The 18,189-nt window shown below is 70.2% G+C and carries 15 protein-coding genes; 4 read left to right on the top strand and 11 right to left on the bottom strand.

Going from position 1 to position 18,189, the window contains the following annotated elements; genetic code table 11:
- The first annotated feature begins 2 nt into the window (after nt 1-2).
- From GEV43_RS25170 to GEV43_RS25180, 3 genes are all read left to right on the top strand, one after another.
- The gene (locus GEV43_RS25170) at nt 3-698 is read left to right on the top strand and encodes a GAF and ANTAR domain-containing protein (protein WP_160822810.1); all 696 of its coding nucleotides are present in this window, start codon (nt 3-5) and stop codon (nt 696-698) included.
- A 178-nt stretch (nt 699-876) separates the two neighbouring features.
- Entirely contained in the window at nt 877-1,410 is a 534-nt protein-coding gene (locus GEV43_RS25175; RefSeq protein WP_160822811.1) for an STAS domain-containing protein, read from the top strand.
- Between the two features lie 669 nt (nt 1,411-2,079).
- Nucleotides 2,080-2,568: an STAS domain-containing protein gene (locus GEV43_RS25180; protein ID WP_160822812.1), complete on the top strand. Its 489-nt coding sequence runs from the start codon at nt 2,080-2,082 to the stop codon at nt 2,566-2,568.
- A 22-nt stretch (nt 2,569-2,590) separates the two neighbouring features.
- Here the strand turns inward: GEV43_RS25180 and GEV43_RS25185 are convergent, their stop codons facing one another.
- The gene (locus GEV43_RS25185) at nt 2,591-3,568 is read right to left on the bottom strand and encodes an aldo/keto reductase (RefSeq protein WP_309240035.1); all 978 of its coding nucleotides are present in this window, start codon (nt 3,566-3,568) and stop codon (nt 2,591-2,593) included.
- A 197-nt stretch (nt 3,569-3,765) separates the two neighbouring features.
- Here GEV43_RS25185 and GEV43_RS25190 point away from each other — a divergent pair, with 197 nt between their 5' ends.
- Complete coding sequence (locus GEV43_RS25190) at nt 3,766-4,434, top strand: class I SAM-dependent methyltransferase (RefSeq protein ID WP_160822813.1); 669 nt, start codon at nt 3,766-3,768, stop codon at nt 4,432-4,434.
- 41 nt (nt 4,435-4,475) lie between these two features.
- On the opposite strand, the gene GEV43_RS25195 is transcribed toward GEV43_RS25190, so the two are convergent.
- From GEV43_RS25195 to GEV43_RS25240, 10 genes are all read right to left on the bottom strand, one after another.
- Entirely contained in the window at nt 4,476-5,156 is a 681-nt protein-coding gene (locus GEV43_RS25195; RefSeq protein ID WP_160822814.1) for a response regulator transcription factor, read from the bottom strand.
- Complete coding sequence (locus tag GEV43_RS25200) at nt 5,153-6,460, bottom strand: sensor histidine kinase (protein WP_160822815.1); 1,308 nt, start codon at nt 6,458-6,460, stop codon at nt 5,153-5,155. The genes GEV43_RS25195 and GEV43_RS25200 overlap by 4 nt, the downstream gene beginning before the upstream one ends.
- 8 nt (nt 6,461-6,468) lie before the next feature.
- Nucleotides 6,469-8,709, bottom strand: a complete 2,241-nt coding sequence (locus tag GEV43_RS25205) for an MMPL family transporter (RefSeq protein ID WP_160822816.1) — start codon at nt 8,707-8,709, stop codon at nt 6,469-6,471.
- Between the two features lie 176 nt (nt 8,710-8,885).
- A complete protein-coding gene (locus GEV43_RS25210; protein WP_160822817.1) occupies nt 8,886-10,847 on the bottom strand; it encodes a fumarylacetoacetate hydrolase family protein in 1,962 nt (653 codons plus the stop codon).
- 498 nt (nt 10,848-11,345) lie between these two features.
- Nucleotides 11,346-13,445: a DEAD/DEAH box helicase gene (locus GEV43_RS25215; protein WP_160822818.1), complete on the bottom strand. Its 2,100-nt coding sequence runs from the start codon at nt 13,443-13,445 to the stop codon at nt 11,346-11,348.
- On the bottom strand, nt 13,442-14,767 hold the full coding sequence (gene brxD, locus GEV43_RS25220) for a BREX system ATP-binding protein BrxD (protein ID WP_160822819.1): 1,326 nt from the start codon (nt 14,765-14,767) through the stop codon (nt 13,442-13,444). The genes GEV43_RS25215 and brxD overlap by 4 nt, the downstream gene beginning before the upstream one ends.
- Nucleotides 14,764-16,227, bottom strand: a complete 1,464-nt coding sequence (locus GEV43_RS25225) for a hypothetical protein (RefSeq protein WP_160822820.1) — start codon at nt 16,225-16,227, stop codon at nt 14,764-14,766. Before GEV43_RS25225 ends, brxD begins: the two co-directional genes overlap by 4 nt.
- A complete protein-coding gene (locus GEV43_RS25230; RefSeq protein WP_160822821.1) occupies nt 16,227-17,054 on the bottom strand; it encodes a protein phosphatase 2C domain-containing protein in 828 nt (275 codons plus the stop codon). The genes GEV43_RS25225 and GEV43_RS25230 overlap by 1 nt, the downstream gene beginning before the upstream one ends.
- Nucleotides 17,054-17,740, bottom strand: a complete 687-nt coding sequence (locus GEV43_RS25235) for a VWA domain-containing protein (protein WP_160822822.1) — start codon at nt 17,738-17,740, stop codon at nt 17,054-17,056. Before GEV43_RS25235 ends, GEV43_RS25230 begins: the two co-directional genes overlap by 1 nt.
- A 1-nt stretch (nt 17,741) precedes the next feature.
- On the bottom strand, nt 17,742-18,188 hold the full coding sequence (locus GEV43_RS25240; RefSeq protein ID WP_241683036.1) for a hypothetical protein: 447 nt from the start codon (nt 18,186-18,188) through the stop codon (nt 17,742-17,744).
- Nucleotide 18,189: the final 1 nt, after the last annotated feature.

Here is an 18,189-nt window from a genome sequence, read left to right on the forward strand (position 1 = left end):
TGATGCCCATCGACACCGCGGCCCTGGACGCCAGCCTGGACCGGCTGCGCAAGTCCCCGCACGAGACCGACGTGGCCCGCGCGCTGCGGCGGATCGTCGACTCCGTCCACGAGCTGCTCGGCTACGACGGCGCCGGGATCATGCTCATCGACGAGCACGAACGGCTGCTGTATGTGGCCGCGTCCAACGAGGCCGGCCGGTCCCTGGAGCAGGCCCAGGCGAACGCCGAGCAGGGCCCGTGCCACGACACCTACGTCCAGGGCCGCATGGTCAGCACCAAGGACGTGCGCGCCGACGCCCGCTGGCCCCAGCTCGCGGCCGTGCTGGACGAGCGGGTGCGCGCGGTCGCGGGCGCGCCGATCCTGCTGGGCGGCAGCCCCGTCGGCACCCTGAACGTCTTCCGCTCCGAACCGGGCGAGTGGGACGACGCCGACGTCGCCGCGTTGCGCGCCTACGCCGATCTGGCCGGTGAGCTGGTGACGGCCGCGCTGTCCTCGCAGGAGCACAGCGTCACCGCGGCCCAACTGCAATACGCGCTCGATTACCGGGTAGTCATCGAACGGGCCATCGGCTACCTGATGGCCACCCACCGCATCGACGCGGTGTCCGCCTTCAACCGGCTGCGCAGGCAGGCCCGCGACAGCCGCCGCCGCGTCGCCGACCTCGCCGCCGAGATCCTCGACGGCACCGCCCCCTGACCCCCGGGCGTCCACGACCACCACACCGTCCACGACGGTCCGCTCACGTTCTCTCGAACGGACCTCATCCCTGACGCGTTCGGCTGCGCGCTCCACCGCCCGTCGCACGTGCTCCACCTTTGGCCCGGCCCCTGACCCCTGCCCGGTCCCGGAGACTCCCATCGCTCCCGGAGGGCCCATGACCACAGCACCACGCCGTCCCGTACCGCTGCGGGCGCCGGACCCGCCCTCGGCATCGACGCCGGAGGCCGCGTCGCCCGGACCGGCCCCGGGCGTCCCCGCCCACCCGTCCCCCTTGGGGATCGGCGTCCTGCGCGACGGCTACACCACGATCCTGCGGCTGCACGGCGAGCTCGACATCGCCACGGCCCCCGACCTGCGCCGCCACATCACCCTGGCGATCGAGGAACACGACCCGCACCGGCTGCTGCTGCACCTGTCCGACCTCGCGTTCATCGACTCCAGCGGCCTGGCCGTGGTGGTCTGGGCCCACCAGACCCTGGACCGGCGCGGACGCCAGCTGCGGCTGCACCACCCGTCCCACCGCGTCCTGCGCATCCTGCACGTCACCGGCCTGCACACCCGCCTGCACATCACCGAGACCGGCACCGGCGCGCTCTCACCCCTCAGGCGCCGCCTCGCCCAGCACCGCACCGGCGGCTCGCCGCCTCCCGAACCGGCCGGCCCCACCACACCGCCACCCGTGCGCTGAGGACTTCGCCGAGCATGAACGAGGCCGCCGCGCACACCGCTCGGGGAACGGGACGGCAGCAAGGGGCCCCGGCGCCAGACTGCGGCACCGGGGCCCAGAGGTACAACACCATCTACCGGCTCCGAGAAGCCGGTCTTCCGCGTCGGCCACCCAGACGGGAGTGGCTGTGCGGGGATCGCGAATGCGTGACCGTAGACCACCGTCCAATCTGTGGAACTGCGGTACCCGCGCGGCGTGACTGGAATCCGCGGCGGGCGATCCTGATGGCGCCGGTCCCTCCTTTCTCCACATCACTACCGGTACGGGGCCTTCTGCCTGTCTCCCCGCGGACCGGATCTTCTTCCTGTTCCCTTGCCCCCGGCGGCTTCGCGGCCGCCGGTCCGACCGGCTGCCGGGGCCCCTTGCCTTGCGTCGGCCCCGGCACGCCCGGCCGGTGTCATCCACACGTTCCGGCAGTTCGTCCTCTGCCGCTTGCCATGGACTCGTTCCTGTCGATGGCAGGAACACTACCCGCCCTCTCTTCGAATATCTACCATGCCCACTACAGAGTTTCGTAGATCACATTGCCTGGTTCTCTCCGCCCATCGGGAGTGTTCCGCCTCTCCGCGGGTAGGCAGCCCGGCGACACGGAGGTGAGCGGAGACAGATGGACCTGCCATGCCGTTGACCGTGCGAAGCCGATTCCATCCCGCGGGAGCCGACCTGGCGGTCGTGACCCTGATCGGCGACCTCGACGCCACCTCCGCGGCCCAGCTGCGCGATCACCTGGGCGCCCTGCTCAGCGACGGCGCCGACCACCTCGTCCTGGACTTCACCCACATCGGGTTCGTCGACTCCAGCGGCCTGAGCGTGCTGGCCGGCGTCCACCGCCTCCTCCAGCCCTCACAGCGGGCACAGCAGGAACAGCAGGCGGGGCCCGACGGCCACGGTGCCGATGACAGCGGCACCGACGGACGCGGCGCCAACGGTCGCGGGGCCGACGGACGCGGCGCCAACGGTCACGGTGCGGGCGCGGGCACGGTGGCCCTCGCCGCCGTCAACCAGCGCGTACGTCAGGTACTGCGGATCACCGGACTCACCCGGATACTCCCGATCTACCCGTCGGTGCAGACGGCGGTCGTGGTCCTCCAGGCGGGCCCACGGCGGTCCAGCCGGTGAACGACCCCGGACCGGCCGGTGTTCACATGCGGACGGGCTGCGGCTGGTAGGGCTCTTCGAGGTACTCGATCTGCTTGTCGGTGAGCCGCACGTCCACCGCCGCGACGGCGTCGTCGATGTGCCGCTCCTTGGTGGCCCCGACGATGGGGGCGGTCACGCCGGGCCTGCTCAGCAGCCAGGCGAGGCCGATCCGCGCGGGCGGGAGGCCGCACTCGCCGGCGACCTGGGCCACCCGCTGGAGGATCGCGTCGTCGCCGCGCCCGTACAGCTCCTCCCGGCGGTCGGCGTCGTCGCCGGTCGCGCGGGCCGTGGCCGCCTCCGCCGCTCCGGCGCGGGCGATCAGGCCGCGGGCCAGCGGGCTCCACGGGACGACGCCGACGCCCTGGTCGCGGCAGAACGGGATCATCTCCCGCTCCTCCTCGCGGTAGAGCAGGTTGTAGTGGTTCTGCATGGACACGAACCGGGTCCAGCCGGACGCGTCGGCGGTGTGCTGGGCCTTGGCGAACTGCCAGGCGGCCATGCTGGAGGCGCCGATGTACCGCGCCTTCCCCGCGCGCACCACCTCGTGCAGGGCCTCCATCGTCTCCTCGATCGGCGTCTGGTCGTCCCAGCGGTGGATCTGGTAGAGGTCCACGTGGTCGGTGCCGAGCCGGCGCAGCGACGCGTCGATGGCGGCGTGGACGTGCTTGCGGGACAGCCCGCCGTCGTTCGGCCCGCCGCCCATGGGGAAGAAGACCTTGGTGGCCAGCACGTAGTCGTCCCGCCGCGGAAAGATCTTGCGCAGCAGGCGGCCGGTGACCTCCTCGCTGGTCCCCGCGGAGTACATGTCGGCGGTGTCGAAGAATGTGATCCCGGCGTCCGCCGCCCGCCGGACGAGAGGCTCGGCGGCGTCCTCGGCGAGCATCCACCGGTCGCCCTTGCCGGGCTCGCCGTAGCTCATCATGCCCAGGCAGATCCGCGAGACCTTCAACCCGGTCCCGCCCATACGCACGTACTGCACCCGATCCGCCCCCAACGCGACATTCAGCTCGGGCATGATCCTATGAGCAGGTGCCCCGCGCCCCGCAACCCATGGCAGGGCACGCAGCTCGTGAACGATTCCGAGGACGAGGGCCCGCACACGATGCCGCGCCTCGGACCCGGGCCCGTCGCTCGGGCCCGTCGCCCGGGGGCGTCGCGCGGTCCTATCGTTGGCCGATGCGCGCACACCAGATCGACCGTCCGGCGGATCTCGACGTGGTCCGTGAGTCCTATGACCAGGTGGCCGACAACTACGCCCACATGGTGCGGACGACGGGGATCGGCGACATCCGCACCCACCCGTGGCTCAAGGCGTCGATCGACGCGTTCGCCGACACCGTGGGGCGGCTCGGGCCCGTTCTCGACGTCGGCTGCGGGCCCGGAACGGTGACGGCCTACCTCGCCGAACGCGGACTCGACGTGTCCGGCGTGGACCTGTCTCCCCGCATGGTCGAGAACGCGCGCCGCCTCCATCCGCGATGCCGCTTCAGCGTCGCCTCCGCCACCGACCTCGACCTCGATGAGGCGTCCCTGGGCGGCGTCCTCGGGTGGTGGTCGCTGTTCAACCTCCCGCGTGACGTCCTGCCCCAGGTCGTGGCCGCGTTCGCGCGGGCGCTGAAGCCAGGCGGGCACTTCATCACCGCGACACACGTCGGCGACGAGGACGTGGTGCGCACCGAGGCGTACGGTGGCGTGCCCGTTCGCTGGACGACGCACAAATGGCGGCCCGAACAGCTCGTGGCCCTGATCGAGCAGGCCGGACTGCGCCCCGTCGCCGAACTCCGGCTTCCCGCGGACGAGCAGACCGGGCCGGGCGTGGTCGTCATGGCCGAACGGCCGGGCTGAGTCCGAGGGCCTGAGGATCGGGCGCGGCGCGGGCATCCCGGCTACGGCGGCTGGTCGGGGGCGGCCTGGGCCAGGCCCGTCCGGTAGGCGATGACGACGAGCTGCGCCCGGTCGCGGGCGTCCAGCTTCGTCATGGCGCGCTGCACGTGGGCGCGGACGGTGAAGGGGCTGAGGAACATCCGGTCGGCGATCTCCTGGTTGGACAGGCCGGTCGCGACCAGCGCCACCATCTCGCGTTCGCGTGGCGTCAGCACGGCGAGCCGTTCGGGCCGGTGCGGCGGCGCGTCGTCCGGCGTGGCCAGGAAACGGGCGACCAGGGAACGGGTCGCGGCGGGGGACAGCAGGGTGTCGCCGTCGGCGATCGTGCGAACGGCGTCCAGCAGGTCCTCGGCCCCGATGCCCTTGCCGATGAAGCCTCCGGCCCCCGCGCGCAGCGCCTGGGCGACGTACTCGTCCGTCTCGTACGTGGTGAGGACCAGGATGCGGCTGGCGCGCAGGTCCGGGTCCGCGCAGATCTCCGACGTGGCGGCGAGGCCGTCCATCTCGGGCATGCGGATGTCCATGACCACCACGTCCGGGCGCAGCTCCCGGGTGAGCCGCACCGCCTCCCCGCCGTCGGCGGCCTCGCCGACCACGGTGATGTCGTCGGCGCTGTCGAGAAGCATCCGGAAGGCGCCCCGCAGCAGCGCCTGGTCGTCGGCGAGCAGCACGCGAAGCGTCACGGCGCGTCACCGTCCTCTCCGGCGATCGTCCGTCCTTCGTCTGCCGTTGCGGCGGGTGTCCGTTCATCGGCGGCTGTTGTGGCGGCGGGCTTCCGTGCCGGGTCCTTGGTGGGCGGGAGGGGGAGGTCGGCGGTGACGAGGAAGCCGCCTTCCGGGCGCTTGCCCGCGGAGAGGTGTCCGCCGACCGCGGTGGCGCGTTCGCGCATGCCGATCAGGCCGTACCCGGGCGGACGGTCCGCGGCCGTGGACGCGGCCGGGGCCGGGGCCGTACGGGTGCCTTCTCCGTCGTCGGCGACGGTGATGGTGAGGCGGTCGCGGTTCCAGGCGAGGCGCACCTGGGCGCTGCCGGTGCCGGCGTGCTTGGTCACGTTGGTCAGGGCCTCCTGGACGATGCGGTAGGCGGTGAGGTCCACTCCCGGCGGCAGCGGCCTGGCCGCGCCCTCCTGGTGCACCGACACCTCCAGGCCCGCGCGGCGGAAGGAATCGAGGAGCGTGGGCAGGCGGGACAGGCCGGGCGCCGGTTCGGCGGGCGCGGCGGCGTCCCCGGTCTGGCGGAGCAGGCCGACCGTGGCCCGCAGGTCGTCGAGCGCGTCGGCGGTGGTCTGGACGAGTTCGTTCAGGCTCTTGCGGGTCTGCTCCGGGCGGGAGTCGAAGAGGTGCGCGGCGACCGCGGCCTGCGCGTTGGCGAGGGTGATCTGGTGGGCCACGAGGTCGTGCAGCTCCCGGGCGATGCGGACCCGTTCCTCGGCCACTCTCCGGCGCGCCTCGCTGTCGCGGCTCTCCTCGGCCCGCCGGGCCCGCTCCTCCACGGCCGCCAGGTAGGCGCGCCGGTGCTGCGCCGACTGGCCGAGCACCCCGGCGACCAGCGGGAACGCCGCCACCGCGCCCATCCGGCTCGCGTCCTTCCACGACAGGGCCCCGAGGAACGGGGTGGAGGCGACCAGCAGCGCCGCGGAGGTGAGCGACACCGCGCTCGCCGCGCGCCGTTCGGTGCGCACGGCGAGCGAGTAGGCGGTGATCACGGCGGGGGCCACGACGAGCGGGTTGAGCAGCAGGCCGAGGAGCGGGACCAGCACGCCGCACGCGGTCGTGGCCGCCATGGCGAGCAGCGGCGCCCGGTGCCGCAGCGGCAGGACGGCGCAGGACGCCGCGGCGAGGAGGTAGGCGAGGGCGGGCGGCGCGCCCAGCGTGTCGTCGACCTGGATCACGCCGCCGAGCAGGCACAGCGCGAACGCCGCCGCGATGGTCGCCGCCTCCCGCCGCCACGTGCCGCGCGGCCGCGGGCCGCCCCCGGTGCTCGCCATGGCCGGGCTCAGGGCCGGCGGCGGCCGGCGGGGACCGGCGGCGCCGCGTCCGGCCCGGCCGCGGGGGCCGGGTCCCGCCCGCTCAGCGCCTCGCCCTCGATGTCCACGTTCGGCAGCACGCGGTCCAGGATACGGGGCAGCCACCAGGCCCGGCGGCCGAGCAGCGCCAGTACCGCGGGCGCGATCGCCATCCGGACCACGAACGCGTCGAAGGCGACGGCGGAGGCCAGGCCGACGCCCATCGTCTGGATCGTCGGGTTGGTCATCCCGACGAACCCGGCGAACACGCTGATCATGATGATCGCCGCCGCGGCCACCACCCGTCCGCTGTGCCGGAAGCCGCTGACGACCGCCTCGCCGGGGGACGCGCCGTGGACGTACGACTCCCGCATCCGGGTGAGGAGGAAGACCTCGTAGTCCATGGCGAGGCCGAACACGATCCCGATGACGAGGATCGGCATCAGCGACATGACCGGCCCGGTCTGCTCGATGCCGATCAGGTCCGCGCCCCACCCCCACTGGAAGACGGCGACGAGCACGCCGAACGCGGCGCCCACCGACAGCAGGAACCCGAGCGCCGCCTTCACCGGTACCAGGAGCGAGCGGAACACCACCATCAGCAGAAGCACCGCCAGGCCGATGACCACGGACAGGTAGGGGAGGAGGGCGTCGGACATCGCTTCGGAGATGTCGATGTTCAGCGCGGTGGTGCCGGTCACGAAGATGCCCGCGCCCGTGCCCGCCTCGACCTCCGAGACCGCGCGCCGCAGCTCGTGCACCAGGTCCTTGGTCTCGCCGCTGTTCGGCGCGGTCCGCGGGACGGCGGTGAGGACGGCCGTGTCCCCGGACCGGCTGAGCGCCGGATCACCGACCGACGCGACCCCGTCCACGCCCCGTACGGTCCGGACGGCCCGTTCCGTGGCGGCCTGGGCGTCCGCGGCGTCCGAGAGGTCCACGACCACGGTCAACGGGCCGTTGAAGCCGGCGCCGAAGCCCTCCGACAGCAGGTCGTACGCGCGGCGCTGGGTGGTCTCCACCGACTTGGCCTCGTCCCCGGGCAGCCCGAGTTCGAGGCTCAGCGCCGGCAGCGCGACGGCGCCGAGCCCGAGCCCGGCGACCATCAGCACGGCCACCGGCCGCCGCAGGACGAACCGCGCCCAGCGGGTGCCGAGCCCCGCCCGGTCGGCCGCGGCGGACGCCGGGTGCTCGCCGTCGCGCCGTTCGGCCTTGCGGACGGCGCGCGACAGGACCCGGCGGCCGAAGAAGCCGAACAGCGCGGGACTGAGGGTCAGCGCGACCAGTACGGCGAGGGCGACGGCGCCCGCGCCGCCCAAGCCCATCTTGGTCAGCTCGGGGATCCCGACGACCCCCAGCCCGACGAGGGCGATGAAGACGGTGGCGCCCGCGAAGACGACGGCGGACCCGGCCGTCCCGACCGCCCGCCCGGCGGCCTCCTCCGGCTCCCTGCCCTGCGCGCGCTCGTCGCGGAAGCGGGAGGTGATGAAGAGCGCGTAGTCGATGCCGACCGCCAGCCCCAGCATCAGCGCCAGGATGGCGACGGTGGACGTCAGGCCCAGCGGGACGGCCAGGGCGGAGACCGCGCCGAACGCGATGGCCACGCCCAGGAAGGCGGTCAGCAGCGACAGCCCGGCCGCGACGAGCGACCCGAGCGTGACGACCAGCACCACCGCCGCCACCACCACGCCGATGATCTCCGTCGTACCGCCCGGCGGCTCGTCCGAATCGAGGGCCGAGCCGCCGATCTCCACGGTCAGCCCCGCGCCCCGGGCCTGGCCCGCGGCGTCCTCAAGGGCCTTCTTCGTCGCCCCGGTCAGGTCGGCGACGTCCGCGGTGTAGGTGACCGTGGAGTAGGCGATGGTGCCGTCCCCGCTGACGGCGCCGGTCTTGTAGGGGTCGGTGGTCGACGCCACCTGGTCCCCTCGGCCCAGCGAGCCGAGCGTGCCCTCGACGACCGCCCTGGTCTTCTGGGCCGTCACCCGCTGCCCGTCCGGGGCCTGGAACACCAGGCGGGCCTCGGCCCCTTGGGAGTTGCTCTGCGGGAAGCGCTCGTCCAGCAGGTCGAACGCCTTCTGCGATTCGGTGCCGGGCATGGAGAGGTCCTCCTCCTGCCCGGACGGCGCCACGGCCGCCGCGACCCCGGCCAGCACCAGGGCGCCCAGCCACAGAACGCCCACGAGCCGGCGGCGCCGGAAGGCCCACCGTCCGATCCGGTAAAGAAATGTCGCCACCGTTCGATCACTCCAGACGCCGTCAGGAAAGGGAGATGCGCGAGATTCACGCGCCCCTCCACACTCGCGTCCGGCGCCCCGCCGGGGCATCGTCCCCTGCCGCCGTCTTCCCCTGGTCCGCCCGGACCAGCGCCCTGCCCGCCCTAGTGCGAACGCACCAGACCGGGTCCGCGGGCTCAGGCTCCGGGGCGGTCGCCTCGGGAGGCTTCCCAGGCGGCCATGAGGCCGAGCAGCTCCATGTTCTCCAGGGTGGGCGTCCGCGGGTCCAGCTCGCGGTACCGCTGGTACACGTTGGCGACGACGCGTTCGGAGTCGAGCCAGGCGGCGTACTCGCCGAGGTCGATGCCGTCGGCCGCCTCCTGGAACGTGAGGCCCGCGGCGTGCGCGGCGTCGGCCTGCTCCTTGACGTGGGCCAGGTAGCCGCGGACGGCGCGGATCCCGTCGGGGTCGGTGACCGGGCCGTGCCCGGGCACGACGGTGGGCGCGTCCAGGGCGATCATGGCGTCGCAGGCGGCGATCCAGTTGCCGATCGGGCCGCTCCACACGATCGGCGTGCAGCCGATGAACAGCAGGTCGCCGCCGAACAGCACGCCCGCGTCCGGCACGTGCACCACCGAGTCGGCGGCGGTGTGCGCGGGGCCCAGGTTCAGCACGCGCACCTCCCGTCCGCCGACGTCCAGGGTGAGCTCCCTGTCGTACGTCTCGTCGGGCAGGCGCGGCCGGATCCCGCCGAAGTCGAACGCCCGGAACCTCTCGCGCAGGTACGGGCTCAGGACGGGCCCGAGGTCGAAGACCTGCGTGCCCGCCAGCAGCTCCGGCGCCATCTCGTGCCCCATCTCCTCGGCCGTCCCGCGCGCGGCGACGATGCGCACCTCGTCGCCGAGCAACTGGTTGCCGTGGGTGTGGTCGCCGTTGGCGTGCGTCAGGACGGCATGGGTCAGCGGTCGCCGCCGGGTGACCGGTGCGAGCGCGTCGAGCAGCTCGCGGGTCAGGCGCAGGTCGAAGAGGGTGTCGACGAGCAGGGACGCGCCGTCCCCGGCGATCAGCCCGGCGTTGCTCCAGCCGTAGCCGCCGTCGGGTTGCAGCCACGCCCACACGTCCCGGCCGACCTCGTGCAGGCCGCGCGTGTAGGGCGCCGCGGACGGCCGCGCCGCCGCCGGGTTCGCCCGGCGCGGGCGCGCCCGCCGGCCGGGACGCGGCCGGTCGGCCAGCGGGTGCGGGAGGCCCGCGGCGCGGACGGTCTGCCGGACCTCGCCGAGCCCCCGCACCGACAGGCGGACCACGTCGCCGTCCTTGAGCCAGCCGGGGAACGAGCCGAGGTCGGCCAGGTCGATGTGCTCAAGGAGGCAGCAGCCCGGCACGGTGCCCGAGCCGACGACGTCGCCGGGACGCAGCTCGACGCCGCGGGACGCGTAGGACAGCACCTCGCCGAACGTCCAGTCCATCGCCCCGGTGCTCCCCGCGCCGATCCGCGCGCCGTTGACGGTGGCCTCGACGTCCAGGGCGAGCCCGCCGTCCACGCGGTAGGGCTCCAGCTCGTCCGGGGTGACCAGCCACGGACCCAGCGTGGTGGCGCCGTCCTTGCCCTTGGCCTGCCCGAGTCCGAGGCCGCCCTCCTTGAGTTGCAGGTCGCGGGCGGACCAGTCGCAGTAGATCGTGTATCCGGCGATGTGCCGTTCGGCCTCCTCGGGCGTGAGATCGCGACCGCCGGGGCCGACGACGGCGGCGATCTCCAGCTCGAAGTCGAACCAGGCGCTGCCGGGAGAGATCCGCACGTCCTCGTAGGGCCCGACGATCGTGCTCGGCGAAGCGAAGTAGAACGCCGGGATCTCGTACCAGACGTCCTCCAGATCAACGGATTGACCCATCGCCGCGCGGCAGTTGCGCATGTGGTCCAGAAAGCACAGCGCGTCCCGGACGGCGGGCGGCCTCGGAATCGGCGCCAGCAGCCGCACCCGTTCCAGCGGGACGGTCTCGTACGGGGCGTTCAGCGCCTCCTCGCCGACGGCGCGCAGCCCCGCGGCCCCGCGCCCGACCAGCTCGACCAACCGCGCCCCCGGCGGCAGCGCGTGCACGACCCCGTCCGCGAGCACGCCGACCCGTTCTCCCGAGCCCGCCTCAAAGGTGACCCAACGCATGGCGACCCCTCTCCTGTCTATGTCAGTCAACATAGACAAGCCCAACGCGGCCGCCCCTCCACCGGCCACCACCCCCGACGACTTCGCCGTCGCACTTCTCAGAACGATCGTCGTACCCCACCATCAATGCCGCATAGCCCCCGCTACCGTCGACCTCGACCGCGCTCACGGCACCCTGCGGCCATCCTCACCGCAGCACTCGCCCACACTCCCGCCGACCCCGCGCTCATCCGCTGACCACCGGGCAAAGCACGCCCTCAACGGCCCGTGATGTCAGGAGCCCTTAAGGACAACCTCGGAATCCTCAAGCCGGGCTTCGCGGAATGGTTCGCCGACCTTCAGCGACGGTCTCGGCTCCGATCACCGTCATGCCGTACCGAAGAAGCGGGCGTAGGCGGATGGTCTGCGCGATGCCGACGGGATTCGGCGGCGGGCTCTTGCGCCTGGGGTGCAAGGTCGAGCCGGCTGGGCTTCGGTAGCGATGTCATGCCAGCGATTTCAACGGTTTGCGGAAGGCCGAAGGCCATGGTGGAAGAGGCGCGGCTCTTTTAGGACCTTCCGGGTGTTGGGATGGTCGGCCAGCCGGGCGGCGAGGGTCGCGGTGGCGAGGTCTTGGGGGAGGGCCGCGTTGAACTTCAGCCCGCGTACAGCCTGTGGGTCCACGTCGGGGTCGACGAGGTAGGGCAGAGATCTGCCGGCCTCGCGCCAGGTCGTCGCGTCGAGGTCGCCGCGGAGCCTGATGTAGAGATCGTCGGGACGGGAGCAAGGGTCGGCGAGGGTGCCGAGGGACGCCTTCAGCGTGGCGTTGACGCGTGTTCCGGCCCATGTCCACCACAGCACCTCGTCTGGTGAACGGACTATGGCCGTATGGTCTCGGTAGGCCACTTCGGCGAGCTCGATGCGGGCCGCGGCCAGGGCATCGGTCGCCCGGCGGGTCAAGCGGACAGGAGGATCCTGTCCCAAGACGACATCGCGGACCGCCCGTGCGAACTCGAAGGAAATGCCGAAGGACGAGGATGTCGACCAACGTGCGACCCCGCCTGATCCTTCAATGGGGACGACATGGCATCTGCGACGCTTCCAGTCAATCCAGTCGACCTGCCAGCTTCGTCCGGCCAAGAGAAGCAACCGAGGGCCGTGTGTCGCCCGGGTGAGGAGCATAGGGTCACAGCGTCCGATCTCCTTGCCGACTTGCAGGACGGTGAATTCGGGTGGCGCTGTGAAAGAGGCCATCAAGTCCATAAAATGGCGCTGGCCGAAGGTCTCCTCGGCTTTGCCGCCAATGAAAATGCTGTGCCCATCCTGGCTCAGGTAGCCCGCTGACAGCAGATGCGTCAGGAGCGGTCGCGCGTTGTCGGTTTCGAACAGGTGGTGACCGTTCCACCACTCCGCCCACACTGCATCCCCGATCGTCCCTTCTTGCAGGGCGAGAGCCATGAGCTGCTGCACAATGATGTGTCGGGGATTCGGGGGAGGAAGAGCGGATTCCACGTAGCCGGTACTCCAGAGTTGGAGAAGACCGGCCGCGACAAGGAGGTCTTCCTCGGTGAGTGCCAGCAGCAGGCAGTTGCGCACCTGCCCCGGCCGTCGGCCTGTACGGCCGAGCCGTTGCAGGAAGGAGGACACCGACCATGGCGCATTGATCTGGATGATCCGGTCGAGATCTCCCACGTCGATGCCCAGTTCCAGGGTGGAGGTCGAGACGATCACACAGTCGCTGGACTGGCTGAAGGCATCCTCGGCGCGTCTTCGCTCGTCGACGGACAGCGACGCGTGGGACAGGAACACGGTGACGCCGAGCCCACGCAGCGTCTCGCCGAGTTCTTCGACGATCCGGCGGGAGTCGCAGAACACCAACCTCTTCTGGCCATGGTGAAGTGACGCGATGACCTTCGCGGCGTTGGCCAGGGTACCGACTCGGTCCAGTTCGACGTCGGGCGCTATGTCAGCCTCGGCGGTGGACGCCACGACTCTGCCGGGACGTTCAGCGGAGCCCTGTAGCCACGACAGAAGGCCAGACGGGTCGCCGACCGTGGCCGACAGTCCGACTCTTTGGAGGGGCCGGCCGACCATGTGGGCGATGCGCTCGAGTACGCAGACCAGGTGCCAGCCACGGTCATCCTTGGCGAAGGCGTGCACTTCGTCGACGACGACGGTCCGGACGTCGGCCAGCAGCCGCCGATGGTCGACCCCCGTGCTGATAAGCATCGACTCCAGTGATTCAGGAGTGGTCAGCAGAATATCCGGCGGATCGCGCATCATCACCTGCCGTCGGCTGCTGGATATGTCGCCGTGCCAGACGCCTACCGTCCGGCCGAGCCAGTCCGCATACCGCCTCATCCGTGGTTCCAGATTGTTGAGCAGCGCTTTTAGCGGGCAGACGTATATCACTGACAGGCCTGTCCAGCCTTGGTGGTCCATGGCGGTGAGCATGGGGAACAACACGGCCTCCGTCTTGCCGCCCGCGGTCGGGGCGACGAGCAGGGCGTCCGAGTCCGTGTTGAGCTGGCGCAGTGCCTGTTCTTGTAGCGGGCGCAGCCGCTTCCACCCGAGGGTCGCGGACAGATGGTAGGCCAGGGTCGGATGGAGCCTTGTCACAGGTCGAGCTCGATCTCGCCCGCAGAGGTAGCGCTGCCGCGAAGTGCGTTCTCTTCTTCGGCGGTCAGTTCCCCGAGTCTGTGTCGGGCATAGTCATTGCGTGGATCGAAGTCCGGATGCTCAGCCACTTTGAACAGCACGTCGGAGACCAGGCTACGGAGGAAGACGCGCGGCGAGGTACCAACGCCGAGTTGTCCCGTCACCGCGGCCGCGAGGTCCTTGATGTAGGCGTCGTCGACGAGCCGGCCGATTCGCTCGCGAGCCTCGGTTTCGCCCTCCGCGTACAGATCGCGCACCCGATGACCGAGCTCGACGAGTTTGTCCAGATCGAATCCGGTCAGTCTCAGCCGATGACTCTGCATGGAGTCGAACCGGGGATCTGTGTCGAAGTCCACGTCCAGCCGCTGTGCGAGGGGAGCGAGCTGGGCGACGCCTGAGGGGCCGGTGAAGAAAGCGGGTGTCCCGGTGATGAGAAGGAACAGCCGGGGCAAGGTGCCACGGTCGATCTCGTCGATCAGATGCCGGAGGGCGCCGAGGCTCTTGCTCCGTACATCGGATCGCAGCCGCTGGATCGTCTCCAACTCATCGAGGACGAGCAGCAGACCCGGATGACCGCAGTCGCGCAGGATGATCAGAAGTCCGCGCAGGAATGCGAAGGCGGTCTCCGCGTTGACGTCTCCCTTGATGCCGGCCTGGCGCTTGACCAGGGCGGCGACGTGCCTGTCGCCGCTGACCCAGGCCAGCAGTTGCGTCGCGGTTCCCGTGTCACCCGCCAACCGAGCCTTGCGGTAGGCGCGCAGCGCGGTGGACAGTGAGGGCGCAGAATCGGCGACCTCCTTGAGCCGCGAGTCGATGCGCTTGTTCACGGCCACTTCGACGCCCGCCTGGTCCGCCGGGTTGATGCCTTCCGCGGCGCGGACTTCGTCCTCCAGATTGAGCAACCAGTTGTCGATGAGCGTTCTGAAGGCTCCGTCGGCGGTTCCGCCTGTGGTGAGATTCTTGATGAGCCGCTGGTAGATGACGTCCATCTTGTGTAGAGGAACGTCTTGGGAGATCTGCACCTCGCTGGACGCCATGCGCTTGTTCCGCGCCTGCTGCGCCAGCCACCGCGAAAAGAATGTTTTTCCGGATCCGTATTCGCCTTGGACGCCTTTGAACTTGTGGCCGCCACGGGCGACGGCGTCCAGTTCGTCGTCCAGTCGCGCGAGACGCTCCATACCGACGGCGAACAGGTCGAGGTCCTGCTCGGGTACTGTGCCGCGCCCCAGGGCGTCGATGACCCGGCGCCGCCTGGCCGGACTGATTCTTCTTGGTCGGGTCACGGCGCCGCCTCCAGGAACTGGTCTTCGAGAAGGGGGATGTTGAGTTCGAGTGTCTGGTCGTCGTCCCGGAGGACCAGAACCTGTTCACCGTCGAGGTTGAGTAGCTGGCAGACGCTGCCGAGGACCATGACCGAACGGCCTAGCGGCTCGTTCAGCAGCCGGGCGACTTCGGTGACCGGTCCTCTGCCTCCAGTCTCGACGAGAAGGTCGATGAGATCGGCAATCTGGTTTTTGTCGAGCCGACAGTTCCTGACGAGCTGCTGTTGGTCCGCGAACGAGGCGGAGCCCACCACCTGCTCGCCCAGCCGCGCTTTCGTCGGCTCGGTCGAGGGAGCTTGCGGAGGAACTTGTGCGGCCACCGGCTGAGAAGCTCCGTTGCCTACAGCAGGCGCTGAGTCAGGTCGTGGTCCAGTTCTCGGCCGTGCCGCCGAGGACGAGGAGGCCGGCTTTCGTGTGGACACCGACGACCCACCTGAGGCGGCGGGCAGTGTGCCGGTGTCGCCAGGCATGCTCACGGAATAGTAGCTGCGCTGTCGGCTTGCGGTCATCAGTGGCGTACGAGGGGTGGGCAGCGGCTGCTCAACCCGGACGGGTGGGCGCTTCACGGCGATCCACTTGCGTCCCTCGAGGGCTTGGAGCCATTCTTGCGCGGTAGGCCGGAACCCGTGTGCCTGTGCTGCGCCGTCGAACAGCCGCGTCACCGCATTGGCAGTATGCGGATCGATGCCCTCCACCAAGTCCAAATTCTGGCCGGGACGGACGTAGGCATGACGGCTCAACACCCTGCCGACGAGCAGTGCGAGTTTGTACCTGTCAGTGTCTAGATCAAGCCCCGTCCTCGGCAGATGCGGGTCCTCCCATTCCGGAGTCTGAGCTTGCGGGAGAACCGGTTCGCCGCCGTGGCGCCGCACCCCGTCGCAGTCCAGCATGAAGATGCGGTACGGCCGGGACCGAGACCACAGCAGGTTCCGGAACGAGATGTCACCGAGGACAAAGCCGTGAGAATGCAGCAGGTCGACGAGACCTACCGCGGCCATGGCGATCTGGACGCGTCCGGTTCCATCCGGCAGGCGCAGAGAGCTCCAGGTGTGGTTCGGCTTGTACAGCAGGTACTGAAGTTCGATCGGTCGCTGCTTGCCGCCGATCGGCGCAGTGAACTCCGCCGGGATCTCGTGCATGAGGAAGCCGGTCACCGCGCCTTGGTGGACGACGCGCGCGAGCGGCCAAGCGCTCTGCTGGAGGAGGGTCTGGCCGCTGATGTCGGGCAGCTTCCGCCCGAACTCCACGATGTCCGCCAATGCCGGGGCGAAGGGGGACCCGGCATTGCGCAAGTACTCCTTGTAGACCAGTCCTTCGGTGCCGTCGACTCGCCGCACGACGCCCTGTCCGCCTTCGCCCAGCGGGTCGTCCGCCAGCAGCAGGCTGGATCTCAGACGATCCAGGGCGTGCGGTATCAGCATCACGCCCTCCAAACGCAGATGGCCGTCCGGTCATCGTCGTGCGTGCGGGCTCGGAAACTGAGCTGCCAGAGGAACTCCGCCATCGACGGAGGATGCTCGCCCCACCAACCGGCCAGCTGGGTGCGGACCTCCTCACCGCGCATGGGTTTGGAAAGCCCGTCCGTGCATAGCAGCAACACGTCACCCGGCTCGAGCGGAGTCTCATAGATCTCGACCTGATCGGCGTGCCCGGGCAACGCCAGCGTCGCCGAGCTGGAGACCTCGCCCTCGGGCACGGCGAAGAAGCACGATGTCCATTCGCCGTTGCGCAGCACCATGGCCTCGCAGTCACCGACTCGCATCAGCCAAGCCTTGTGCGGTGAACCGTGGGAGCCGACTTCAAGCACTGCCGCCAGGAACGTGGTGGCCAGTTCTCCACCCCCGACGCCGCGTACTGCGGCGGCTTCTTCGATGGCCTCGGCGATTCGCGAGAAGTAGCGTTCAGCCATCTCTTTGAACTGCTCGTCGGGCCGTCTGCGGAGACCGCGTGCGGCATCGCATGCGGCCATCGCGCCGAGATGGGACAACTCTGCGCTGCCCAACCCGTCCGCCACACAGGCCAGAAGGATGCGCTCACTGATGCGCCACAGTCCCATGGCATCCTGCCGAGGCTGCGCGTTGTAGCGATGCGCGTCGCCCCGGGCGGAGGCGGCGCGTATGACGAGGCCGGGCGCCTGCGCAGCATCCAGGACCGTGTCCGGGCAGGCGGTGTCCAGTTGCGGTAGTTCGCCGGGCTCGATCTTGAAGCGAGACGGACGCCCGATGATCTGCGGTTCTGGAAGGTACATCAGACGGGATTCGCCTCAAGAACCGTGTAGCCCTTGACCTGCTCAGGGAAGACCATCTGGGCGCTGGCAGTCGGGTTGGCGGAGAAGGCCGCGGACGAAGAGACGGCTGACGCGACGACCGAGTTCAGTAGCTGCTTCGCGAACTCCCGAAGGGCGTTGCTGGGGCTCAGCTCCCCGTCAGCTATGAACGCCCGGAAGGTGGCGACGGCCTGCAATGTCTCAGGCCGCACCTCACCGAAGCCGAAGGCCAGAATCGTGGGCCGTGGGCCGAAATCCTGGGCGGTGAGCCGCTGATGTGCGGCGGCCCAGTCGTGGTCGGTGGGCTGGCCGTCGGTGAGGAAGAACACCGTGGGGCGGAAGGGGACATGCCCATCCGCTTTCAGTTCTTGGATATCCTGCTCGATGGTGTCCCGCAGCCGGGTGAACACCGCGCTGTAGCTAGTGGCACCTTTGGGTTCGAGATGCGGCAACTGGTGCACGTCGTTGAGATCGGCCAATGGCAGCAAGACCTCGGCCCTGTCGCCGAAACCGATGATTCCCAGCCTCGCTTTATCGGCGACCGTCGGGTTGCTGGCGATCTCAGTGAAGATTTCAGGAAGCTGCTTGTTGATCTCCTCAAGGGGCTCGCCGGCCATCGAGTACGATTCGTCGCACACGAGGTAGAAAGGGAGGACCTGCTCGCTCATGTCACGAGCCTTTCTTGTCGCAACCGTTGTTGATGAAATAGATCTCCATCGAGATCGAGCCTGCGGAAGCCGCGAGGTCGTGGAAGTTGCGGGTCGCGGCGGACTGAAACACGCTCGGGTATGCCTCGCGTAGCGCCGTGTTGACCCGCGACGCCAGCGCGACGCCTTGCCCGCTGCCGCCGTTCCCGCCGAACGTCAGCACCATGCCGGCGCGCTTGTCCGCAAAGCCGCTCGCCTGCTTGCGCAGCCCTTTCTTGACCTGTGCGACGAGCGTCCGGCCGCTTGCCCCCGGGCTCACAGGGAATTTGGCCAATGCGGGTTTGGACTTCACGCCCCTGACCTGTGCGGCGCACGGGCTCTTGGACGGAGACGCACCGCCCGATGGGTAGGCCTCGGCCTTGGGGGGTGCCTCTGCGCCCAGCATGACGATGGTCAGCGCGAGGAGCATG

This window comes from Actinomadura sp. J1-007, assembly GCF_009793335.1.
Taxonomy (GTDB): domain Bacteria; phylum Actinomycetota; class Actinomycetes; order Streptosporangiales; family Streptosporangiaceae; genus Spirillospora; species Spirillospora yumaensis.

Bases quoted from the DNA above. Each gene is read 5' to 3' on its own strand.
- GEV43_RS25240 (WP_241683036.1), bottom strand. From the start codon at position 18,188: ATGCTCCTCGCGCTGACCATCGTCATGCTGGGCGCAGAGGCACCCCCC.
- GEV43_RS25175 (WP_160822811.1), top strand. From the start codon at position 877: ATGACCACAGCACCACGCCGTCCCGTACCGCTGCGGGCGCCGGACCCG.
- GEV43_RS25190 (WP_160822813.1), top strand. From the start codon at position 3,766: ATGCGCGCACACCAGATCGACCGTCCGGCGGATCTCGACGTGGTCCGT.
- GEV43_RS25210 (WP_160822817.1), bottom strand. From the start codon at position 10,847: ATGCGTTGGGTCACCTTTGAGGCGGGCTCGGGAGAACGGGTCGGCGTG.
- GEV43_RS25235 (WP_160822822.1), bottom strand. From the start codon at position 17,740: ATGAGCGAGCAGGTCCTCCCTTTCTACCTCGTGTGCGACGAATCGTAC.
- GEV43_RS25200 (WP_160822815.1), bottom strand. From the start codon at position 6,460: ATGGCGAGCACCGGGGGCGGCCCGCGGCCGCGCGGCACGTGGCGGCGG.
- GEV43_RS25230 (WP_160822821.1), bottom strand. From the start codon at position 17,054: ATGTACCTTCCAGAACCGCAGATCATCGGGCGTCCGTCTCGCTTCAAG.
- GEV43_RS25170 (WP_160822810.1), top strand. From the start codon at position 3: ATGCCCATCGACACCGCGGCCCTGGACGCCAGCCTGGACCGGCTGCGC.
- GEV43_RS25225 (WP_160822820.1), bottom strand. From the start codon at position 16,227: ATGCTGATACCGCACGCCCTGGATCGTCTGAGATCCAGCCTGCTGCTG.